At 64.3% G+C, this 16,867-nt stretch carries 12 protein-coding genes and 2 tRNA genes; 4 read left to right on the top strand and 10 right to left on the bottom strand.

Going from position 1 to position 16,867, the window contains the following annotated elements:
• Nucleotides 1-185 precede the first annotated feature (185 nt).
• On the bottom strand, nt 186-3,623 hold the full coding sequence (locus AB7E19_RS02065) for an ATP-binding protein (protein WP_124245380.1): 3,438 nt from the start codon (nt 3,621-3,623) through the stop codon (nt 186-188).
• A 249-nt stretch (nt 3,624-3,872) separates the two neighbouring features.
• Here AB7E19_RS02065 and AB7E19_RS02070 point away from each other — a divergent pair.
• Both AB7E19_RS02070 and AB7E19_RS02075 read left to right on the top strand, forming a co-directional pair.
• Nucleotides 3,873-3,948 (top strand) — tRNA-Gly (locus tag AB7E19_RS02070).
• 55 nt (nt 3,949-4,003) lie between these two features.
• A tRNA-Cys gene (locus AB7E19_RS02075) sits at nt 4,004-4,077 on the top strand.
• A 63-nt stretch (nt 4,078-4,140) separates the two neighbouring features.
• Here AB7E19_RS02075 and AB7E19_RS02080 read toward each other — a convergent pair.
• Nucleotides 4,141-4,428 (bottom strand): hypothetical protein, encoded by a 288-nt coding sequence (locus AB7E19_RS02080; RefSeq protein ID WP_102948758.1) that lies wholly within the window; start codon nt 4,426-4,428, stop codon nt 4,141-4,143.
• Between the two features lie 214 nt (nt 4,429-4,642).
• Between AB7E19_RS02080 and AB7E19_RS02085 the strand changes: the two genes are divergently transcribed.
• A complete protein-coding gene (locus tag AB7E19_RS02085; protein WP_010673543.1) occupies nt 4,643-4,843 on the top strand; it encodes a YbfA family protein in 201 nt (66 codons plus the stop codon).
• A 267-nt stretch (nt 4,844-5,110) separates the two neighbouring features.
• Here AB7E19_RS02085 and AB7E19_RS02090 read toward each other — a convergent pair whose 3' ends face one another.
• From AB7E19_RS02090 to AB7E19_RS02105, 4 genes are all read right to left on the bottom strand, one after another.
• Nucleotides 5,111-8,332, bottom strand: a complete 3,222-nt coding sequence (locus tag AB7E19_RS02090; protein ID WP_319883994.1) for an ATP-binding protein — start codon at nt 8,330-8,332, stop codon at nt 5,111-5,113.
• 143 nt (nt 8,333-8,475) lie between these two features.
• On the bottom strand, nt 8,476-9,243 hold the full coding sequence (locus tag AB7E19_RS02095; protein ID WP_124245421.1) for a DODA-type extradiol aromatic ring-opening family dioxygenase: 768 nt from the start codon (nt 9,241-9,243) through the stop codon (nt 8,476-8,478).
• A gap of 298 nt (nt 9,244-9,541) precedes the next feature.
• Nucleotides 9,542-10,012 (bottom strand): FKBP-type peptidyl-prolyl cis-trans isomerase, encoded by a 471-nt coding sequence (locus AB7E19_RS02100; protein ID WP_010673545.1) that lies wholly within the window; start codon nt 10,010-10,012, stop codon nt 9,542-9,544.
• Between the two features lie 141 nt (nt 10,013-10,153).
• Nucleotides 10,154-11,308, bottom strand: coding sequence for a Na/Pi symporter (locus AB7E19_RS02105; RefSeq protein WP_049636607.1), 1,155 nt, complete (start codon nt 11,306-11,308; stop codon nt 10,154-10,156).
• Between the two features lie 251 nt (nt 11,309-11,559).
• Here AB7E19_RS02105 and AB7E19_RS02110 point away from each other — a divergent pair, with 251 nt between their 5' ends.
• Nucleotides 11,560-11,952 (top strand): hypothetical protein, encoded by a 393-nt coding sequence (locus AB7E19_RS02110; RefSeq protein ID WP_029314009.1) that lies wholly within the window; start codon nt 11,560-11,562, stop codon nt 11,950-11,952.
• A 75-nt stretch (nt 11,953-12,027) separates the two neighbouring features.
• Here AB7E19_RS02110 and AB7E19_RS02115 read toward each other — a convergent pair whose 3' ends face one another.
• The 4 genes from AB7E19_RS02115 to gabT all read right to left on the bottom strand — a co-directional run bounded on the left by AB7E19_RS02115 (nt 12,028) and on the right by gabT (nt 16,845).
• Nucleotides 12,028-13,371, bottom strand: coding sequence for an APC family permease (locus tag AB7E19_RS02115; protein WP_039039328.1), 1,344 nt, complete (start codon nt 13,369-13,371; stop codon nt 12,028-12,030).
• A 470-nt stretch (nt 13,372-13,841) separates the two neighbouring features.
• Nucleotides 13,842-15,185 (bottom strand): APC family permease, encoded by a 1,344-nt coding sequence (locus tag AB7E19_RS02120; RefSeq protein ID WP_041214747.1) that lies wholly within the window; start codon nt 15,183-15,185, stop codon nt 13,842-13,844.
• Entirely contained in the window at nt 15,185-15,322 is a 138-nt protein-coding gene (locus AB7E19_RS02125; RefSeq protein ID WP_010673549.1) for a hypothetical protein, read from the bottom strand. The genes AB7E19_RS02120 and AB7E19_RS02125 overlap by 1 nt, the downstream gene beginning before the upstream one ends.
• 233 nt (nt 15,323-15,555) lie before the next feature.
• Entirely contained in the window at nt 15,556-16,845 is a 1,290-nt protein-coding gene (gabT, locus tag AB7E19_RS02130; protein WP_042014742.1) for a 4-aminobutyrate--2-oxoglutarate transaminase, read from the bottom strand.
• Nucleotides 16,846-16,867: the final 22 nt, after the last annotated feature.

Raw genomic sequence — 16,867 nt, forward strand, 5'->3', positions numbered from 1 at the left:
CAACATGGTGATGGGGCATGGGCCCGCACCTGCAGGGTCATCTGGCCGACCCCGCGAGCTCAGCCATCGCGATCCCCCTGATAGGCGCAGAAAGCCTGCGAGTCGATGTGTCCAGAGTTGGCTATTGGTGCTTGGTTTTCTATCCCGCAGCCATCATCAGAGCAACGTGGCTGCGGGTTGGAGACTCATGCCTTGCGGCTGGCGAGCTGGCGAAGGCGCTGGGTGCTCTGGTGCAGACTCTGGTGCTGCACCTCGTTCAGGGCGCAGTGCTTGAGCACGTACTCGGCGCTGGCCACCACCGTCTTCCAGCGCGGTGCCTTGGGCAGGGTGTCGAGGTTCAGGTACTTGTCGAGGGTGCGGGTCTGGGGACTGGAGCGGTCCATGTAGACCCGCCACAGCTTGCTCTTCTCCGCCAGCACTATCTTGCCCTTGCCGGTGCTCTGCTGCCAGGTCTCCAGGGTGAGACGCATGGTGTCCACTAGGGCGCGGCGCAGAGGTTCGTCATCCTGCTGGCGAATGAGATCGTCGGCCAGCGACCTGAACTCCCCTCCCAGCCGGCTCAGTTCCCCCAGCAACTGGCCATCCTCGATGATGGCCTGGCGAGAGAGGCTCTTGAGGGCGTTCTCCAGTGCAGCCATGCGATTGTCGTCCTGACGCGGTTCTGTGCCAAGGGTCAGCGCATAGGCGTGCTGCCCCCCCAGGTTGATGGGCAGGGCGCGGGCGTTGAGGGTGTCTCGCTGGCCCGCCACCAGGAAGTCCAGCTCCCGCTCCGGCTGCGCGGTCATGTCGGGCCACTGGCTTGCCAGCGGGGTGGCCAGCCACTCGTCCAGCCTCTGCCCCTCCATGGCTTCCGGCTCCTGACCCAACAGGCGAGCCAGGGCCCGGGAGGCAAACAGCACTCCTCCTTGCTCATCGAGGAAGACCATGGGGTCGGCCCCCTCGCCAAGCAGGGCGAGGAGCCGTTCCTGATCCTGGTGCAGTTGCTCCTGGAGCAGCAGACGGTGCTCTATCTCCTGTTTGAGCAGGCGGTTCTCCACCAGGGAGGCGCGCCCGGCGCAGGCCTCCAGCAGGGCCCTCACCCGGGCGAACAGCTCCTCCTTGCAGAAGGGTTTGACCAGATAGTCGTTGGCCCCGGCGTTGAAACCCTCTTCAATCTCCTTGGGCTGGTTGAGGGCGGTGAGCAGCAGCACCGGCAGCTTCTCCTTGGGGTGCTGCTGGCGCAGACGGCGGCAGACGTCGAAGCCCGAGAGGGTGGGCATCATCACGTCAAGCAGGATGAGATCCACCGGCTCCTGAGCCAGCTTGGTCAGGGCGTCGTGACCGTCACTGCTGGGCAGGATGCGATAACCGCAGGGCTGCAGCAGGTGGCGCAGTATGTGCAAATTGATGGGCTCGTCATCCACCACCAGGATGACGGGGGCATCTTGCGGCGGGGGCGGCAGATCCTCGCTCTCCCAGTCCGGCAGGATGACGGGTTGCTGGCGCACCAGCTGGTGCTCTATCTGGCGGCTGTCGAGGGTCAGACTGCCCGCCTTGCCGCTGGCGAGCGGCAGGGTGAAGGCGAAGGTGGAGCCGACGCTCGGCTCGCTCTCCACGAACAGCTCCCCCCCCATCAGGTGCACCAGCTGGCGGGTGATGGAGAGACCGAGGCCTGCTCCCTGCTTGCTCACTTCCGGGCTCATCTGCACCAGGGGCTCGAAGATGTGCTCCAGATGGTCCCTGGCGATGCCGATGCCGGTGTCGGTCACCTTGATGCGCAGGAAGTTGCCCTCCACCAGGGCGCTCAGCACCACCTTGCCCTGGGGGGTGTACTTGATGGCGTTGCCCACCAGGTTGTAGAGCACCTGCTCGAGGCGCTGCTCGTCCGCCAGCACAGGGGGCAGCTCGGCGGGGCTCTTGTCCACCAGGGTGAGGGGCTTGGCCTGTACCAGGTGCTGGCAGAGATCCAGCACCAGCCGGATGACCCCCTTGGAGGAGACCGGCTGGGGGTGGATCTCCAGCTGGCCGTAGCGCATCTGGTGGTAGTCGAGCAAGTCGTCCACGAGGCGGGCCAGACCGTCGGCGCTCTTGATGATGAGGCCGAGTTGTTTCTGCTGCCCTTCGGTCAGGTCCTGCTGGCTGGCGAGCATGGACTCGGCCATCCCCTTGATGCCGTGGATGGGGGTGCGCAGCTCGTGGGAGGTGTTGGCCAGGAGCTCGTCTTTGAGCTTGTCCGCCTGTTGCAGGCTGAGGTTCTGCTTGTGGGTCAGCTTGACCTGCTGTTGCAGCTCCTGGGTCTGGCGTTCGATGAGCTCGATCTTGTCCTTCACCGAACGCTGCATGTGGCGAAACGCCTGGGCCAGCCGGTCGATGTCGTCGTCGGTGCGGGGGATGGTGATGGGGTGATCCAGAGCGCCGTCCGCCACCTGTTCGGCGGCGGCGGTGAGGGATCGCAGGGGCGCCGTGATGGAGTGGGAGAGCCAGCGGGAGAAGAGGATCAGCAGCAGCAGTGAGCCTGCCCCCAGCAGGATCACCAGGGTCTCGAGCTGGCGGATGGGGGCATAGGCCTCGCTGGTGGAGATCTCGGCGATGAAGGCCCACTCGGTATCGAACACCTTCACCTGGGTATAGGCGGCCAGCACCTCGTCATCGTGGTAGGAGAGGAAGGGGCCGACCCCCTGCTCCCCGGAGAGGGCCTTGATGATGAGGGGGGTCTGCAGCGGCCGGAAGTCGGGGCTGAAGCTGTTCTCCACGCTGAATTCGGGGGCGAGCCAGGCGTTGGCGCGCATCCGCTTGTCCGGGCCGATGAGAATGGTCTCGCCGGTTGCGCCGAGCCCCTCCCGCTCCGCCATGATCTGGTTGAGCTTGTCCGGCAGCAGCTCGAAGATGACCACGCCGCGCACATAGTCGTACTGCATCACGGGAGCGGCGAGGTAGGCGACCACCTGGCCGGTCAGCTCGTTGCGGCCAAAATCGGTGAACTCGAAGATCTGCTGGGGCTTCTGGCCGCCATCGAGGCGGCGCTTGATCTTGGCGAAGGTGTTGCCAAGACCGCTGGACTGGTAGGGGCCCGAGAGCAGGTTGGTGGCGAAGTTGGCCTGCTTGGTGACCGAGTAGACCACGTCACCGTTGAGGTCGACCAGGAAGATGTCGCTGTAGTTGGATTTGCGCACCATGTCGGCGTAGCCGCGATGGAAGCGCTGGTGGACGCGGCCATACATCTCGTCCGCCAGGATGAGGGCGCTGATGGAGGGCTCTATCTCCACCTGACTGTCAGGTTGTTGCAGCTTGTCCCAGGAGCCCGGCACATAGCGGGCCTGGGCGCGTGCGCGGGCCTCCTGCGGCGTGGTGCCGAGCTTCTCGAAGGCACCGGTGAAACCGTAGAAGCGACCGATACTGTTGCCGGCAAAGTCCTGCTGGGAGAAGTTGATGATCTGCTCCTTGAGGTTGCCGAAGTAGTCTTGCAGCTGGTTTTTCTTGATGTTGCGCACCGAGACCAGATGGTTGGAGGTCTGGGTGGTGAGATCCTTGCCGTGGCTATAGAGGAAAAACAGGGTGACGACCAGGAAGGGCACCAGGCCCAACATGAAAAAAGCCAGCATCAGCTGCGGTCTGAGCCCCTGAGGCCTGAAGTTCCATTTCATCGCATGATTTTCAATTGAGAATCCAGTTACTAAGCGCGATGAGTTTCTGACTAAAGGCTAACTATTTCAATGGCTTTATCTTAAATTCGCTCGTCGGGTCACAGGGAGCGGGGGGATTTTTGACCAAGGCGTCTAAAGGGTGAGCAAACAGCACGGGAAAGGGCTCAAAGTGAGAAAAAAGGGTTGTGCCCGGGCTCGGGGTACGTATAATGCGCCTCGTTGTCAGGCAACTGGCACGCAAGCAGTAATGCGGGAATAGCTCAGTTGGTAGAGCACGACCTTGCCAAGGTCGGGGTCGCGAGTTCGAGTCTCGTTTCCCGCTCCAATACTCCATGGCACCAACCATGGACATCACTCTCAAGGCAATGCCTTGTCAGCATGGCGCGTTAGCAAAGCGGTTATGCAGCGGATTGCAAATCCGTTTAGTCCGGTTCGACTCCGGAACGTGCCTCCATCTTCTGCCTGTTTTCCATATCCCTGACCTTGTCCATCCGCCATGGCGGCCCAGGATGATGCTTCATTGCATATCAGTCAGCCGTGAACAACCCTCCCGTTGCCACGTCTTGTGCAGATGCTGATCCATCTCGGCCAATGCCTCGCCCCTGGATCCGGACCTCTCTTCGCCCCCCTGTTCTGCCAGCGCGGCCATCTCCTTTATCAGCAAACCGCATTGCCACAGGCTGGCGGTGGGGACCCCGTGATAGGGGATGTCGATGGCGACGTCACGATTGAGCCGCCACTCCTGCCACTGGCTCCAGGCGAGCACGCCCAATGCCCCCAGCAGCACTGCATCCACAAGTTTCATCCTGTGTTCTCCCGTTCTGGTCCAGTCCTCGTTAACTCTGGAACAGGGGCCGCGTTCTTCCACCTTTGTTGTTTTTTAGTTAAAGAATGTAACCCGGTTTCATTTTTAGGCTTTTAGCCCCATTTTTTATCAAAAAATGGCGCTGTCGGTGTAGTAATCCTACAATGATTGGCGTAATCTTTGTTCAGTGGTCTTACCAGTGAGGCGTTACATCATGTTTCATCCCTTCTCCCTGACTCAGATAATCCTTCGCCGCATCTTTGTCCTGATGGCGGGTCTGCTCGCCTTCCCGGTGATGCTGTTTCGCCGGGATCGCGCCCGTTTCTACAGTTACCTGCACCGCATCTGGAGCAAGACCAGCACCAAGCCGGTCTGGCTCAAGATGAGCGAGCGAGGGGAGCGGATCTTCTACTGATCCTCCCCGTGACGCCCGCTTCACCCGGCGCCAGACTGGCGTGACAGGCAGGGCGCACCTCCCGATATAAAAAAACCGACACCCTGGTGTCGGTTTTTTTATGGGGCTCGAACCGCCACCGGCCTTGTATCCATGGCTGGTCCACGTTGTCTCTTGTCCCTGTGGGCGACCCTTTATGCGGCAAACGCCGGCGCACTCTCAGCCGCACTCTCAGCCGCATTCTCAGCCGCGCCCGTGCGACATGACGGGAGGAAAGGCTGGCGGTACTCAGGGCGCTGGCCCCAGGGTGGCCAGCGCCGCGCGCAGACGGGCGAGGCCGATGGGCTTGAACAGGCAGTCGTTCATGCCGGCGGCGAGGCAAAGCTCCCGCTCGCGAGGCTGGGCATGGGCGGTGAAGCCCCAGACGGGCAGGTCATGGCCAAGGGCACGCAGGCTGCGGGTCAGCTCGAAGCCGTCCATCACCGGCATCTGGCAGTCGGTGATGACCAGATCGAAGGGGTGGCTGGCGAGGGCGCGCAGGGCCTCCAGGCCATTGCTGCGCACACTGACGTCGTGTCCCAGGTGCTTGAGCTGCTGGCGCAGCAGGATCTGGTTGGCGTGATTGTCATCGACCACCAGGATATGCAGCCGATGGGGGAGGGGTTGAGCCTGGTGGGGCTGGGGCGCCGGCATTGCCGTGATCGGGGCGGGGGGTTGCTGGGCGAGCGTGAGGGGCAGCCTTATCTCGAGCCGGGTGCCTTCGCCGACCTGGCTGTGAACGGCTATCTCCCCCCCCATCATCTGGCACAGGATGCGGGCGATGTTGAGGCCCAGCCCGCTGCCGGGGAACTGGCCCTGGCCGTGGGCGCGATAGAAGGGGGTGAAGAGCCGGGGCAGCTTGTCCGCGGGAATGCCGGCTCCGGTGTCGGTGATGGTGAGGTGCAGCACAGGAGGCTGCTCGCCCCCGGTCAGGGTGGCGGTAATGGCGACCCGGCCCTGCTCGGTGAACTTGATGGCGTTGCCGATGAGATTGAAGAGGATCTGGCGCAGGCGAAGGGGATCGATCAGCACCCTTGGCATGGGGGTGTCGGGCAGCCTGACCTCATAGAGCAGCCCCTTCTGCTCGGCCATGCCCGCAAAGACCCGGGTGACGGACGAGAGCAGGGGAGCGAGATCGCAGGGGGTGGGAGTCAGGGTCATCTGGCCCGCCTCTATGGAGGCGATATCCAGGCTGTCCCCCAGCAGATCCAGCAGGCCGTTGGCGGAGTCGGCGGCGATGCGCAGCAGCTCGCCGCTGTGACGGCTGAGAGCGGGATCCTCGGTGGCCAGCTCCAGCATGCCGAGGATGGCGTTCATGGGGGTGCGGATCTCGTGGCTCATGGTGGCGAGGAAGTCGCTCTTGGCGCGGCTGGCGCTGTCGGCCTGCTGTTTGGCCTCGCGCAGCGCCTCTTCCAGCCGCTTGCGGTCCGTGATGTCTATCCAGCCGTCGATCACTCCGCTGATGGCCCCCTCCCCGTCGAAATAGGGCACCATCCAGTGATAGATGTCGCTCTGGGTTCCCCTGTGATGGAAGAGGCGATCCGCAAAGATGGGCTGCCCCTCCTGCAATACCCTGGCAAAGTCCTGCTCCAGCACGGCGATGCTGCCTGCATCAAGCACCCCTGACAGCCCCTGGGCGAAGGGCTGACCCAGGATGGCCTTTGGCTCGGCGCCGAGCTGGGTCAGGTATTTGCTGTTGCACAGCAGCACCTTGCCGCTCTTGTCCCGCACGACGATGGGGTGGGGCAGGCTCTCCCCCAGCGCCCGGATGAACCTGACATGGGCCTCCAGTTGCTGGCGGGACGCCTGCTCGGCGCTGGCCATCCGCTTGAACATGCGGTTGCGATAGAGCAGCACCAGCGCCAGGGTGAGGAGCCCCACGAACACCAGGTAGACGATGTGGGCGTGGCGATCCATGAAGCCGGGCACCGGCAGTTTGCGGTTGCGCCACTCGTAACTCATCATGGCGAGCTCGTTGGGGGGGATGGCGAGGATGGTCTTGTCGAGGATCCCCATCAGCATCCCCTGTCCGGGCAGGCTGGCAAACCCCATCCGGATTGGCTCGTCATCGGCGGGGCCGGCGATGCGCAGCGGGCTCTGGGGATCATTGTCCAGCGCATGGCGGGCAAAATAGAGGGGCACGATGGCGGCATCCACCCGTCCCTGGGCGAGCACCTCCATCGCTTCTGCGGCACTCTCCACCTGGGTGATGCGGCTGCCCTCCAGTCTCTGTGCGAGGGGCACATGGTGCGTCATCGCCACCGTCTTGCCCGCCAGACTCCGGAGGGTGTCGATCCCTTGTTCCTCCTGGCGGGTGAGGATCACATAGATGTTGTCGGTGGCGTAGGGCACCGAGGTGCGCAGCCCGTAGTGTTCGGCCACCTGCTGGGAGATGGCGCCGATGAGGTCGATGGCGCCTGACTGCATGGCTTTTGCCAACTGGCGCTCGGAGTCTGCCCGCACGAACTCGAAGGTGAGGCCGGTGCGTGTGCGGATCTTGTCCAGCATGTCCACCGTCATGCCGACCAGCTGGCCGTCATGATCCAGGGCGCCATAGGGGTAGAGGTTGTCCATCAGCCACACCCTGATGGGGGGGGCTTGCCGCATCCAGGCCCGCTCGGCGGCATCATAGAGATCGGCGCTTCGCTCGCTCATGTCGCGGATGGGCCCGTTCCACTGGGTGAAGAGGGTGTTGCGCGCCCGGTCGTCGATGGCCGCCAGCCCCCGGTTGACCAGGCTGAGCAGGGCGGGCTCGGTGGCCGGGACGGCAAAGCGGAACTCGGCAGGCGCCAGATCGGGCGGGGCCTCGCCCCGCTGGCGAAGGTTGTCGAAGCGCTCGCTGTTGAGGTAGTGGGTGGCGTGGGCATCCCCCAGCAGGATGTCGTCGCGGCCGAAGAAGACTGCATCGAACGCCTCCATGTTGGAGGGATAGGTCACCAGGGTGAGGGTGGGGTAGTAGCGGCCAAAGCGCGCCCTGTCTATCTGATCCCGGACGGCGGCCACCCGCTGTCCCGGTGTGAGCAGTGCCCCCCGATAACGTCTGGGCACGGAGAAGACGAGGGGGCTGCTGAAATAGGGGTTGCTCAGGCGGATCGCCCGGGTGTCACTGTCCGCCAGGGTGAGATTGCCGAGGCTGGCGAGGTGTATCTCCCCCCGTGCCAGAGCACGGAGCAGGTGCGCCTTGTCGGGGAAGGCGCTCAGGGCAACGGGTTTGTCCAGCATCCGGGCCAGCAGGTCGATGTAGTCGGCACTGAGCCCCTCGACGCGCTGGCGAGCGATCATGGTGAAGGGGCGGTAGTCCTCTTGCAGGATGCCGACCCGCAGTTGGGACTGCTGGCGCAGCCATCCGAGCTCCGCCTCCGACCAGCGGGGAGGCAGCGGGGCGGGATCGTAGCGGCTGTGCAGGGTCAGGGCCTGCACAGGTTGAAGGCAGAGCAGACAGAGCAGGATCAGTGTTCGATATAGGTTCATCTAGCCACCCGACGCGACAGCCATCCCTGCCAAGCCTCATCCAATGGCGGCCATTCTACCGGAAAATGGCTATAACGAGTCCGCTATTTCTCCACGCGCGTCGGCGAGAGCACGTCAAGCAGGGCGGCCTGGCCGCCCCGCCCTCAACCGAACTGGTAGGCCCCCATGTAGAGGCTGCCGTAATCCCAGCTGTCGTGCAGCTTTCGGGGTCTGTCGGCCCCCGCCGCGCCGAGCGCCACAAACAGGGGGCGCAGGTGATCGTCGTGGGGATGGGATTCCACCGCGCCCGGCGCCCGGGCCCGGTAATCTTCCAGCGCCCCCCTGTCTCCCTCTGCCATGGTCTGCTCCAGCCAGCGGGCAAACTGGCTCGCCCACTGGGGAACCGGCGAGCCGTCCGGCCCGAGGGCACGCAGGTTGTGGGTGATGGCGCCGGAGGCGAGGATGCCGATCCCTTGCTCGCGCAGCCCCTGCAATGCCTCCCCCAGTTGCCACAGCTGGGCCGGGGTGAAGTTGGCCGGGATGGCGATCTGCACCAGGGGGAGTTCACTGTCCGGATCCATCAGGGAGAGGGGGGACCAGACCCCGTGATCCAGCTCGCGGCGCACCGGGGTGGTGGGCAGGCCGGCCAGCAGCAGCTGATCGCTCACCGCTTCCTGCAACCATTGCGGGCTCGTCGCGGGCCAGCGGATCTGGTAGAGGGGCTCGGGGAAGCCGTAGAAGTCGTACATCAGGGCCGGGCTGGGCTCGACGTTGATCTGCAGCTCGCTTCGGCTGAACCAGTGGGCCGAGATCACCACCAGCCCTCTGGCACCCTCGAGGCGCAGTTGCTTCAGGAACCGGGTCGCGGGCTGATCGCGCAGGACCAGATCCGGGGCGCCGTGGGAGATGAACCAGACAGGGGCGATAGACATGACAGACTCCATATGCGTTGTGCCGATGCGCGCGGCGCACCGACAACCCGAGGCCAGGGCGACATGCCGCTGACGATGTGGTCATTATCTGCCCCTATTAATGGGTTAACAATCAGGCTTTATGGATAAGCACTCTTCACTTTTGGTTGATAGTCTGGCATCAGGGCGAGGGAGACCGGGGCAGAAACGACAACGCCGGCGCAGTGCGCCGGCGTTGTGATCAGGGTCCGTCGGACGTGGCCTCTGACGGGATGCCCCGCAGCGCCGCCTCCAAGATCAACGCGGGCCCAGGGCGGGTTTATTGAATGCCCAGCAGCTCCACGTCGAAGATGAGGACTGAGCCCGGCGGGATCTTGCCGGCGGCGCGATCGCCATAGGCCAGGTTGGCGGGGATGTAGAAGCGGGTCTTCTCCCCTTCCACCATCAGTTGCACCCCTTCGGTCCACCCCTTGATCACCTGGTTGAGGCCGAACTCGATGGGTTCGCCACGGGCGACGGAGCTGTCGAACACGGTGCCATCCAGCAGCTTGCCCTCGTAGTGCACCTTCACCTTGCTGGTGGCGGTGGGGTGAACGGTGCCGGTGCCCGGTGTCAGCACTTCGTACTGCAGGCCGGAGGCGGTGGTGGTCACCAGGGGTTTTTCCTGGTTGCTGGCGAGGAACTCGGCCCCCTTGCGCACGTTCTCTTCCGCCAGCTTCCGGTTGTTGCTGCTGGAGTAGAAGTAGTAGGCGGCGCCGGCGATAAGAAGGGCTATCAGAATGAATTTCATCGGGTTTTCCTGTTCCTTGAAATCAGAGTGCGAGTGAGGGGGCATCTTATCCCAGCCAGGGGGAGAGGGCGAGGGGAGGCGCCCCGGGATGTGACCTGGCGGGCAAGGGGGCGGGGGCAGCTGAGTGCCCCCGCCGCGGGGTTACTTGACGGCCACCATCATCAGGGCGGGCAGGGCGAAGAAGAGCCCGGCCACGTAACCCAGCGCCAGCAGCTTGTTCTCGCTGCCGACCCGGGCCAGGGCTTCGGCGGCCTTGATGGGCAGCTCCCGCAGGAAGGGCACCCCGTAGATGAGCACCACGGCGAAGAGGTTGAACAGCACGTGGACCAGGGCGATGGTCAGGGCGAGCTGGGCACCGGCACCGCTGATGGCGGTGGCGGCCAGCAGGGCGGTGATGGTGGTGCCGATGTTGGCCCCCAGGGTGAAGGGATAGAGCTGGCGGGTGTTGAACACGCCGCCTCCCGCCAGGGGGATCATCAGGCTGGTGGTGGTGGAGGAGGACTGCACCATCACGGTGACCAGGGTGCCGGAGGCGATGCCGGTGAGCGGGCCACGGCCCAGGGCCTTGTGCAGCAGCTCCTTGGCACGGCCCACCATGACCTGTTGCAGCACCTTGCCAAGGGCGGTGACGCAGAACAGGATGAGCAGAATCCCGATGAGAATGGTGGCGATGGCGCCCCCCTTGCCCGGCAGGAAGGCGACGGCACCGTCGATGAGATCCAGGGACGGGGAGATGAGGGGCTTCATGAAATCCATCCCCTTCATTGACATGTCGGCGGAGCCCAGCAGCAGGCTGGCAATCCCTTCCGCACTCTTTTGCAGCAGACCGAACATCAGCTCCAGGGGCAGGAAGATGAAGACCGCCAGCAGGTTGAAGAAGTCGTGCACGGTGGCGGCGGCGAAGGCGCGGCGGAACTCGCCTCTGTCCCGGATGTGCCCCAGGGAGACGATGGTGTTGGTGATGGTGGTGCCGAGGTTAGCCCCCATCACCATGGGGATGGCCATGGCCATGGGCAGGCCCCCTGCCACCAGGCCGACGATCACCGAGGTGACGGTGCTGGAGGATTGCACCAGGGCGGTGGCCAGGATGCCGAGCAGCAGCGCGACGAAGGGGTTGTTGGCAAAGGCGAAGATCTGGGCCGCGCCCTCGGCGCCGCCGGAGAAGCCCTTGAAGCCGTGGGAGACGGCGCCAACGGCGACCAGGATCAGGTAGATCAGCGTGATCACCGCGAGCCAGTTGAACAGGGGGCCGGGACGACGGATCTGCTGGGGTGCGGAAGATGCGGTGCTGTGCATATGGCCTCTTGGGGTCGTTCTGCGTTGAAAATGGACGGGCGCATTACAACAAGGCTCCATGACAGAAATATGACAACGTGACACTTTTATGATGCTTTGGTGACAGGGCGGCAGGGGGCGTCGCAGACAAAAGGTGTCGGAGCAAACGCCGATATGACGCCATCCGGCTCATCACCGGCCCCCGCCCTTGCACTGGGATCCCAGGGTTATATGCTGCCGGACTTTCCTGTCTTGAAACTGAGGAAGTGATGATGCGTGCATGGGTTTTGTGCCTCTCCCTGGGTCTGCTGTCTGCCGGTGCGCAGGCCAGCGTGTTCAAGTCCGAGTGCAACCTCGACAAGGCGGTCAGGAACGAGGCGATGAACGCCACCCTGGGGGTCAAGGGCAACTGCGATGCCGACAAGCTGGTGCGCAAGCAGAAGGAGAAGGCCAATGCCGAGGTGAAGAAACACACCACGGACGTGCTGGACAAGAAGACGGCGGGACTGAAAGAGACCAGGCAGCACACCAATGCGGCCCTGAACAAGCAGAGTGCCGGTGTGAAGCAGGCGCAGGACAAGGTCAACCAGACCCGCAAGGATGTCAACGCCGTGACCAGGGATCCGGTCAAGGCGGCCGCCACGGCCGTGCTCAATCAGGGGTGAGGGTCCGCGCACCGGACGTCTGAATGCAAGAAGGGGAGCCATGGGCTCCCCTTCTGTTTGGGCGTGTGTGCCGCCTTACTGGCCGTCGGCCGCTTCCTCGTACTGACGGAAGGGGATGCGGAACACGGCGAGGCGCAGGAAGAGGTAGGTGACCCCGATCCCCGCCCAGATGAGGCCAAGCTCCAGAGAGCTCTGCTCCAGGTTGATCCACAGCGCCCCTATGGTGGCGGCCCCCAGCAGCGGCAGCACCAGGAACAGCAGGTGTTCCTTGAGGCTCTTGTTGCGCTTCTCGCGCACCCAGAACTGGCCGATCACCGAGAGGTTGACGAAGGTGAAGGCCACCAGGGCGCCGAAGTTCACCAGGGCCAGGGCCATGTCCAGATCGAAGGAGACCGCGGAGAGGGCCAGGGCCCCCACCAGCAGCACGTTGATGGCCGGGGTGCGCCAGGTGGGGTGGATATAGCCGAACACCCGCTCCGGGATCATGCGATCGCGCCCCATCACGTAGAGGATGCGCGACACGCCGGCGTGGGCCGCCATGCCGGAGGCGAGCACGGCCGCGGTGGTGCACACCAGCACCACGCTCTGGAACAGGGTGCCACCCACGTAGAGGGCGATCTCCGGCAGCACGGCGTCCGGCTCCTTGAAGCGGGCCAGATCCGGGAAGAAGAGCTGCAGGCTGTAGGAGACGGTGACGAAGATGATGCCGCCGATGAGGGCGGTGAGCACGATGGCGCGGGGGATCACCTTGCCGGCATTCGGGGTCTCTTCGGAGAGGGAGCTCAGGCCGTCGAAGCCCAGGAACGAGAAGCAGAGGATGGTGGCGCCGGTGAACAGCGGCAGCATGCTGGCAGACTCCACATGGAACGGACGGCTGCTCATCAGGGTGCCGGCCCCTTCACCGTGACTCAGGCCCCAGGCGATGAGGCCGAGGAAGGTGACGATGATGGCGATCTGGATGAAGACGATGAAGCCGTTGAGGTTCGCCACCAGCTTGATGCCGCGCAGGTTCAGGAAGGTCATCACGGTCACCAGACCGAAGATGAAGATCCAGGGCTCCACGGTGGGGAACATGGCGGTCAGGTAGATCTTGGCCAGCAGGATGTTGATCATCGGCATGAACATGTAGTCCAGCAGGGAAGACCAGCCCACCATGAAGCCCACATAGGGGTGGAACACCTTCTGGGCATAGGTGTAGGCGGAGCCTGCGGACGGGAAGCGGCGCACCAGGTGGCCGTAGCTGAACGCGGTCAGCAGGATGCCGCCGAGCGCCAGCAGGTAGGCGGTGGCCACGCGACCATCCGTGATGTCACCGACGATGGCGAAGGTATCGAATACCGCCATGGGCGTGAGGTAAGCCAGACCCATCACCACGACCTGGAACAGGGTGAGGGTCTTGAGCAGCTTGGCACCGGCCATCACGCTTTCTCCTCTGCACAGGCCCCGTGGGCGAGATGGGACGGGATCAGGGACGCGGAAACGCGTCGCTGGACACAGGGGGCGCCCATCTGTGGCACAGATGCGTGGCGCACGCCGGCGGGGACCGGCAGGAAAGCAGTGAAATGCCCCATGTTTTTCCTCACAACGTCGGGAGATTGCTTGGCAATCTGGGTATCAATTCCGGCACATGGCCGGCCTCTTGGTGAATGGTGGTGTGCCCCAGAAAAGCAAAGAACCGATGTTGTTGAAACATCGGCTCTCAAGGGGCGCCGTATTGTGCCCTCAGGGGGGGGAGGAGACAAGCGAAAAAGGCCGCCAGCGGGGAATTTGTTCCCCCCGTGAGCGATCACTTCGCCACCGCTGCCGGAAAGTCGATGACAACCTTGTCATCAGGCGGGGCCCTGCTTTGCCGCCATGTGAAACCGGCGCCCTGGGGGCGCCGGTTTCGCTCAGGAGGCGTCCTGCTCGGGGCGGCCGAGGCGGACCCGGAACACGGTGAGGCGCAGCAGCAGGTAGATGGCGCCGAGGGCGGCCCAGATCAGCCCCAGCTCGAAGGAGGCGGGCTCCAGGTTGAGCCAGAGCACCCCGATGCAGGCGGCGCCGCACAGGGGCAGGGCGAGGAACAGCAGGTGATCCTTCAGGGTCTTGTTGTGACCCAGCCTGAGATAGAAGTGGGCAATCACCGCCAGGTTGACGAAGGTGAAGGCCACCAGGGCGCCGAAGTTGATGAGCGCCAGCGCCATCTCCAGATCGAAGGCCACCGCCGAGAGGGCCAGCATGCCCACCAGCAGCACGTTGAGAGCCGGGGTCTGCCAGGTGGGGTGGATGTAGCCGAAGACGCGGCTCGGCAGGGCGCGATCCCGGCCCATCACATAGAGCAGGCGCGACACCCCGGCGTGGGAGGCGAGCCCCGAGGCGAGCACCGCCACCGTGGTGCAGACCAGCACCACCGCCTGGAACAGCTTGCCGCCCACATAGAGGGCGATCTCCGGCAGCACCGCATCCGGCTGCTGGAAGCGGGAGATGTCCGGGAAGAAGAGCTGCAGGAAATAGGAGACCGAGATGAAGAGCACGCCGCCGATGAGGGCGGTGAGCACGATGGCCCGGGGGATCACCCGATCCGCGTTTGGGGTCTCCTCCGACAGGGTGGTGATGGCGTCAAACCCGAGGAACGACAGGCAGAGGATGGAGGCGCCGGTCAGCAGGGGATTGATGTGCATCTGCTCGGAGAAGAAGGGGCGGCTGCTCGCCACCGTGCCCAGCCCCTCGCCGTGGCTCACGCCCCAGGCGATGAGGCCGATGAAGACGGCGATGATGCTGAACTGCATGATGACGATCAGGCTGTTGAAGTTCGCCACCAGCTTGATGCCCCGCAGGTTCAGGAAGGTCATGACGGCGGCCAGGGCCAGGATGTAGGTCCAGGGGGCCACGCCGGGGAAGAGGGCCTCCATGTAGATCTTGGCCAGCAGCATGTTGATCATGGGCATGAACATGTAGTCGAGCAGGGAGACCCAGCCCACCATGAAACCCACATAGGGGTGGAACACCTTCTGGGCATAGGTGTAGGCGGAGCCTGCCGAGGGGAACTTGCGCACCAGGTGGCCGTAGCTCATGGCGGTGAACAGCATGCCGATGAGGGCGAGCAGGTAGGCGGTCGGCACATGGCCTTCGGTGATTTCGGTGACGATGCCGAAGGTGTCGAACACCGCCATGGGGGTGAGATAGGCCAGCCCCATGATGACCACGTGCCAGAGTTTCAGGCTTTTTTTCAGACCGGCGGGGTGCGGGTGCATCAGGCGATCCCCCGCAGGCAGGCTGACGGGATCAGGCTGACGGTGAGGTCATCCTGCACGGTGGGGGCGCCAGTCCGGGATGCGGACGGATGGCGCAGACCGGCGCGGGCCGGCAGGAAAGCGATGATATGCCCCATGGAGTTCCTCACTAAGAAGCGGGTGTCGTGAGATGGCGTGCCACCTCGTTATCATTTCCGGTCTGTTCCGGCCTCGTTATGGATTTGTTTGGCGCAAAAAAAGAACCGGGCTCCGATGAGCGGACGGTCCTTGAATACGGCGGCGCATTGTGCATTCGTGATGCCCCCTTGACAAGCATATCAAGGGAGCAAAAACGCATTTTTTTGCACGTGGGCGAACGCGGTCTTCCGGATCAGGCCAGGGAGGCGGACAGGGCCTGCTCCAGCAGGTCCAGTCCCTCGTCGACGATGGCCGCCGGGGCGGTCAGGGGGGCGAGGAAACGGATCACGTTGCCACGCACACCGCAGGCCAGCAGCACCAGCCCCCGCTTGCCCGCCTCGGCCACCAGCCGCTTGGTGAGATCCGGGTCCGGTCTGGCGGCATCCCCCTCCTTCACCAGCTCCATGGCCACCATGGCGCCGGGGCCGCGGATGTTGCCGATGCAGTCAAACCGTGTCGCCAGCTGGTGCAGGCGTGCCTTGATCTGCTCCCCCTGGGCCAGGGCCTTCTGGTTCAGACGCTCCTCCTCGATCACCTCCAGCACCGCCAGGGCGGCGGCGCAGGCGATGGGGGAGCCCGCATAGGTGCCCCCCAGGCCACCGGGCTTGGCGGCGTTCATCACCTCGCTCTTGCCCACCACGGCAGAGAGCGGGAAGCCGCCGGCCAGGCTTTTGGCGAGGGTCATGATGTCGGGTTCGACACCGCTGTATTCGGTGGCGAAGGTCTTGCCGGTGCGACAGAAACCGGTCTGGATCTCGTCGCAGATGAGCAGGATGCCGTGCTGGTCGCACACCTGGCGCAGGCGCTGCATGAAGCTGGCGGAGGCGGGGTAGAAACCCCCTTCCCCCTGCACCGGCTCGATGATGATGGCGGCCACCCGGGTGGGTTCGATGTCGGCGCTGAAGCAGAGATCCAGCGCGGCCAGGGCATCGTCTTCACTCACTCCCAGGTAATCGGCGGGGAAGGGGAGGTGATAGACCTCCCCCGGGAAGGGGCCGAAGCCGGTCTTGTAGGGCACCACCTTGCCGGTGAGGGCCATGCCCATCATGGTGCGGCCGTGGAAGCCCCCCTTGAAGGCGATGGTGCCGCTGCGACCGGTGTGGGCGCGGGCGATCTTGATGGCGTTCTCCACCGCCTCGGCGCCGGTGGAGAGGAAGAGGGTGCGCTTGGGGGTGGGGCCGGGCACCAGGGCATTCAATTTTTCCGCCAGCTCGATATAGCCGGAGTAGGGGGTGACCTGGAAGCAGGTGTGGCTGAACTTCTCGAGCTGCTCGCGCACCGCCGCCACCACCTTGGGGTGGTTGTGGCCGGTGTTGAGCACGGCGATGCCGGAGGCAAAGTCGATGTAGCGGTTGCCCTCCACGTCCCACAGCTCGGCGTTGTGCGCCCGGTCGATGAAGACCGGCAGCAGGGTGCCGACCCCCTGGACCACGGCCGCTTCGCGGCGGGCCTGCCACTGCTGGTTGTTGCTTGAATGACTCATCTTTCCTCCCTGAGGGGCATGG

This window comes from Aeromonas sp. (assembly GCF_050252055.1).
GTDB classification, from domain to species: Bacteria; Pseudomonadota; Gammaproteobacteria; order Enterobacterales; family Aeromonadaceae; genus Aeromonas; species Aeromonas caviae.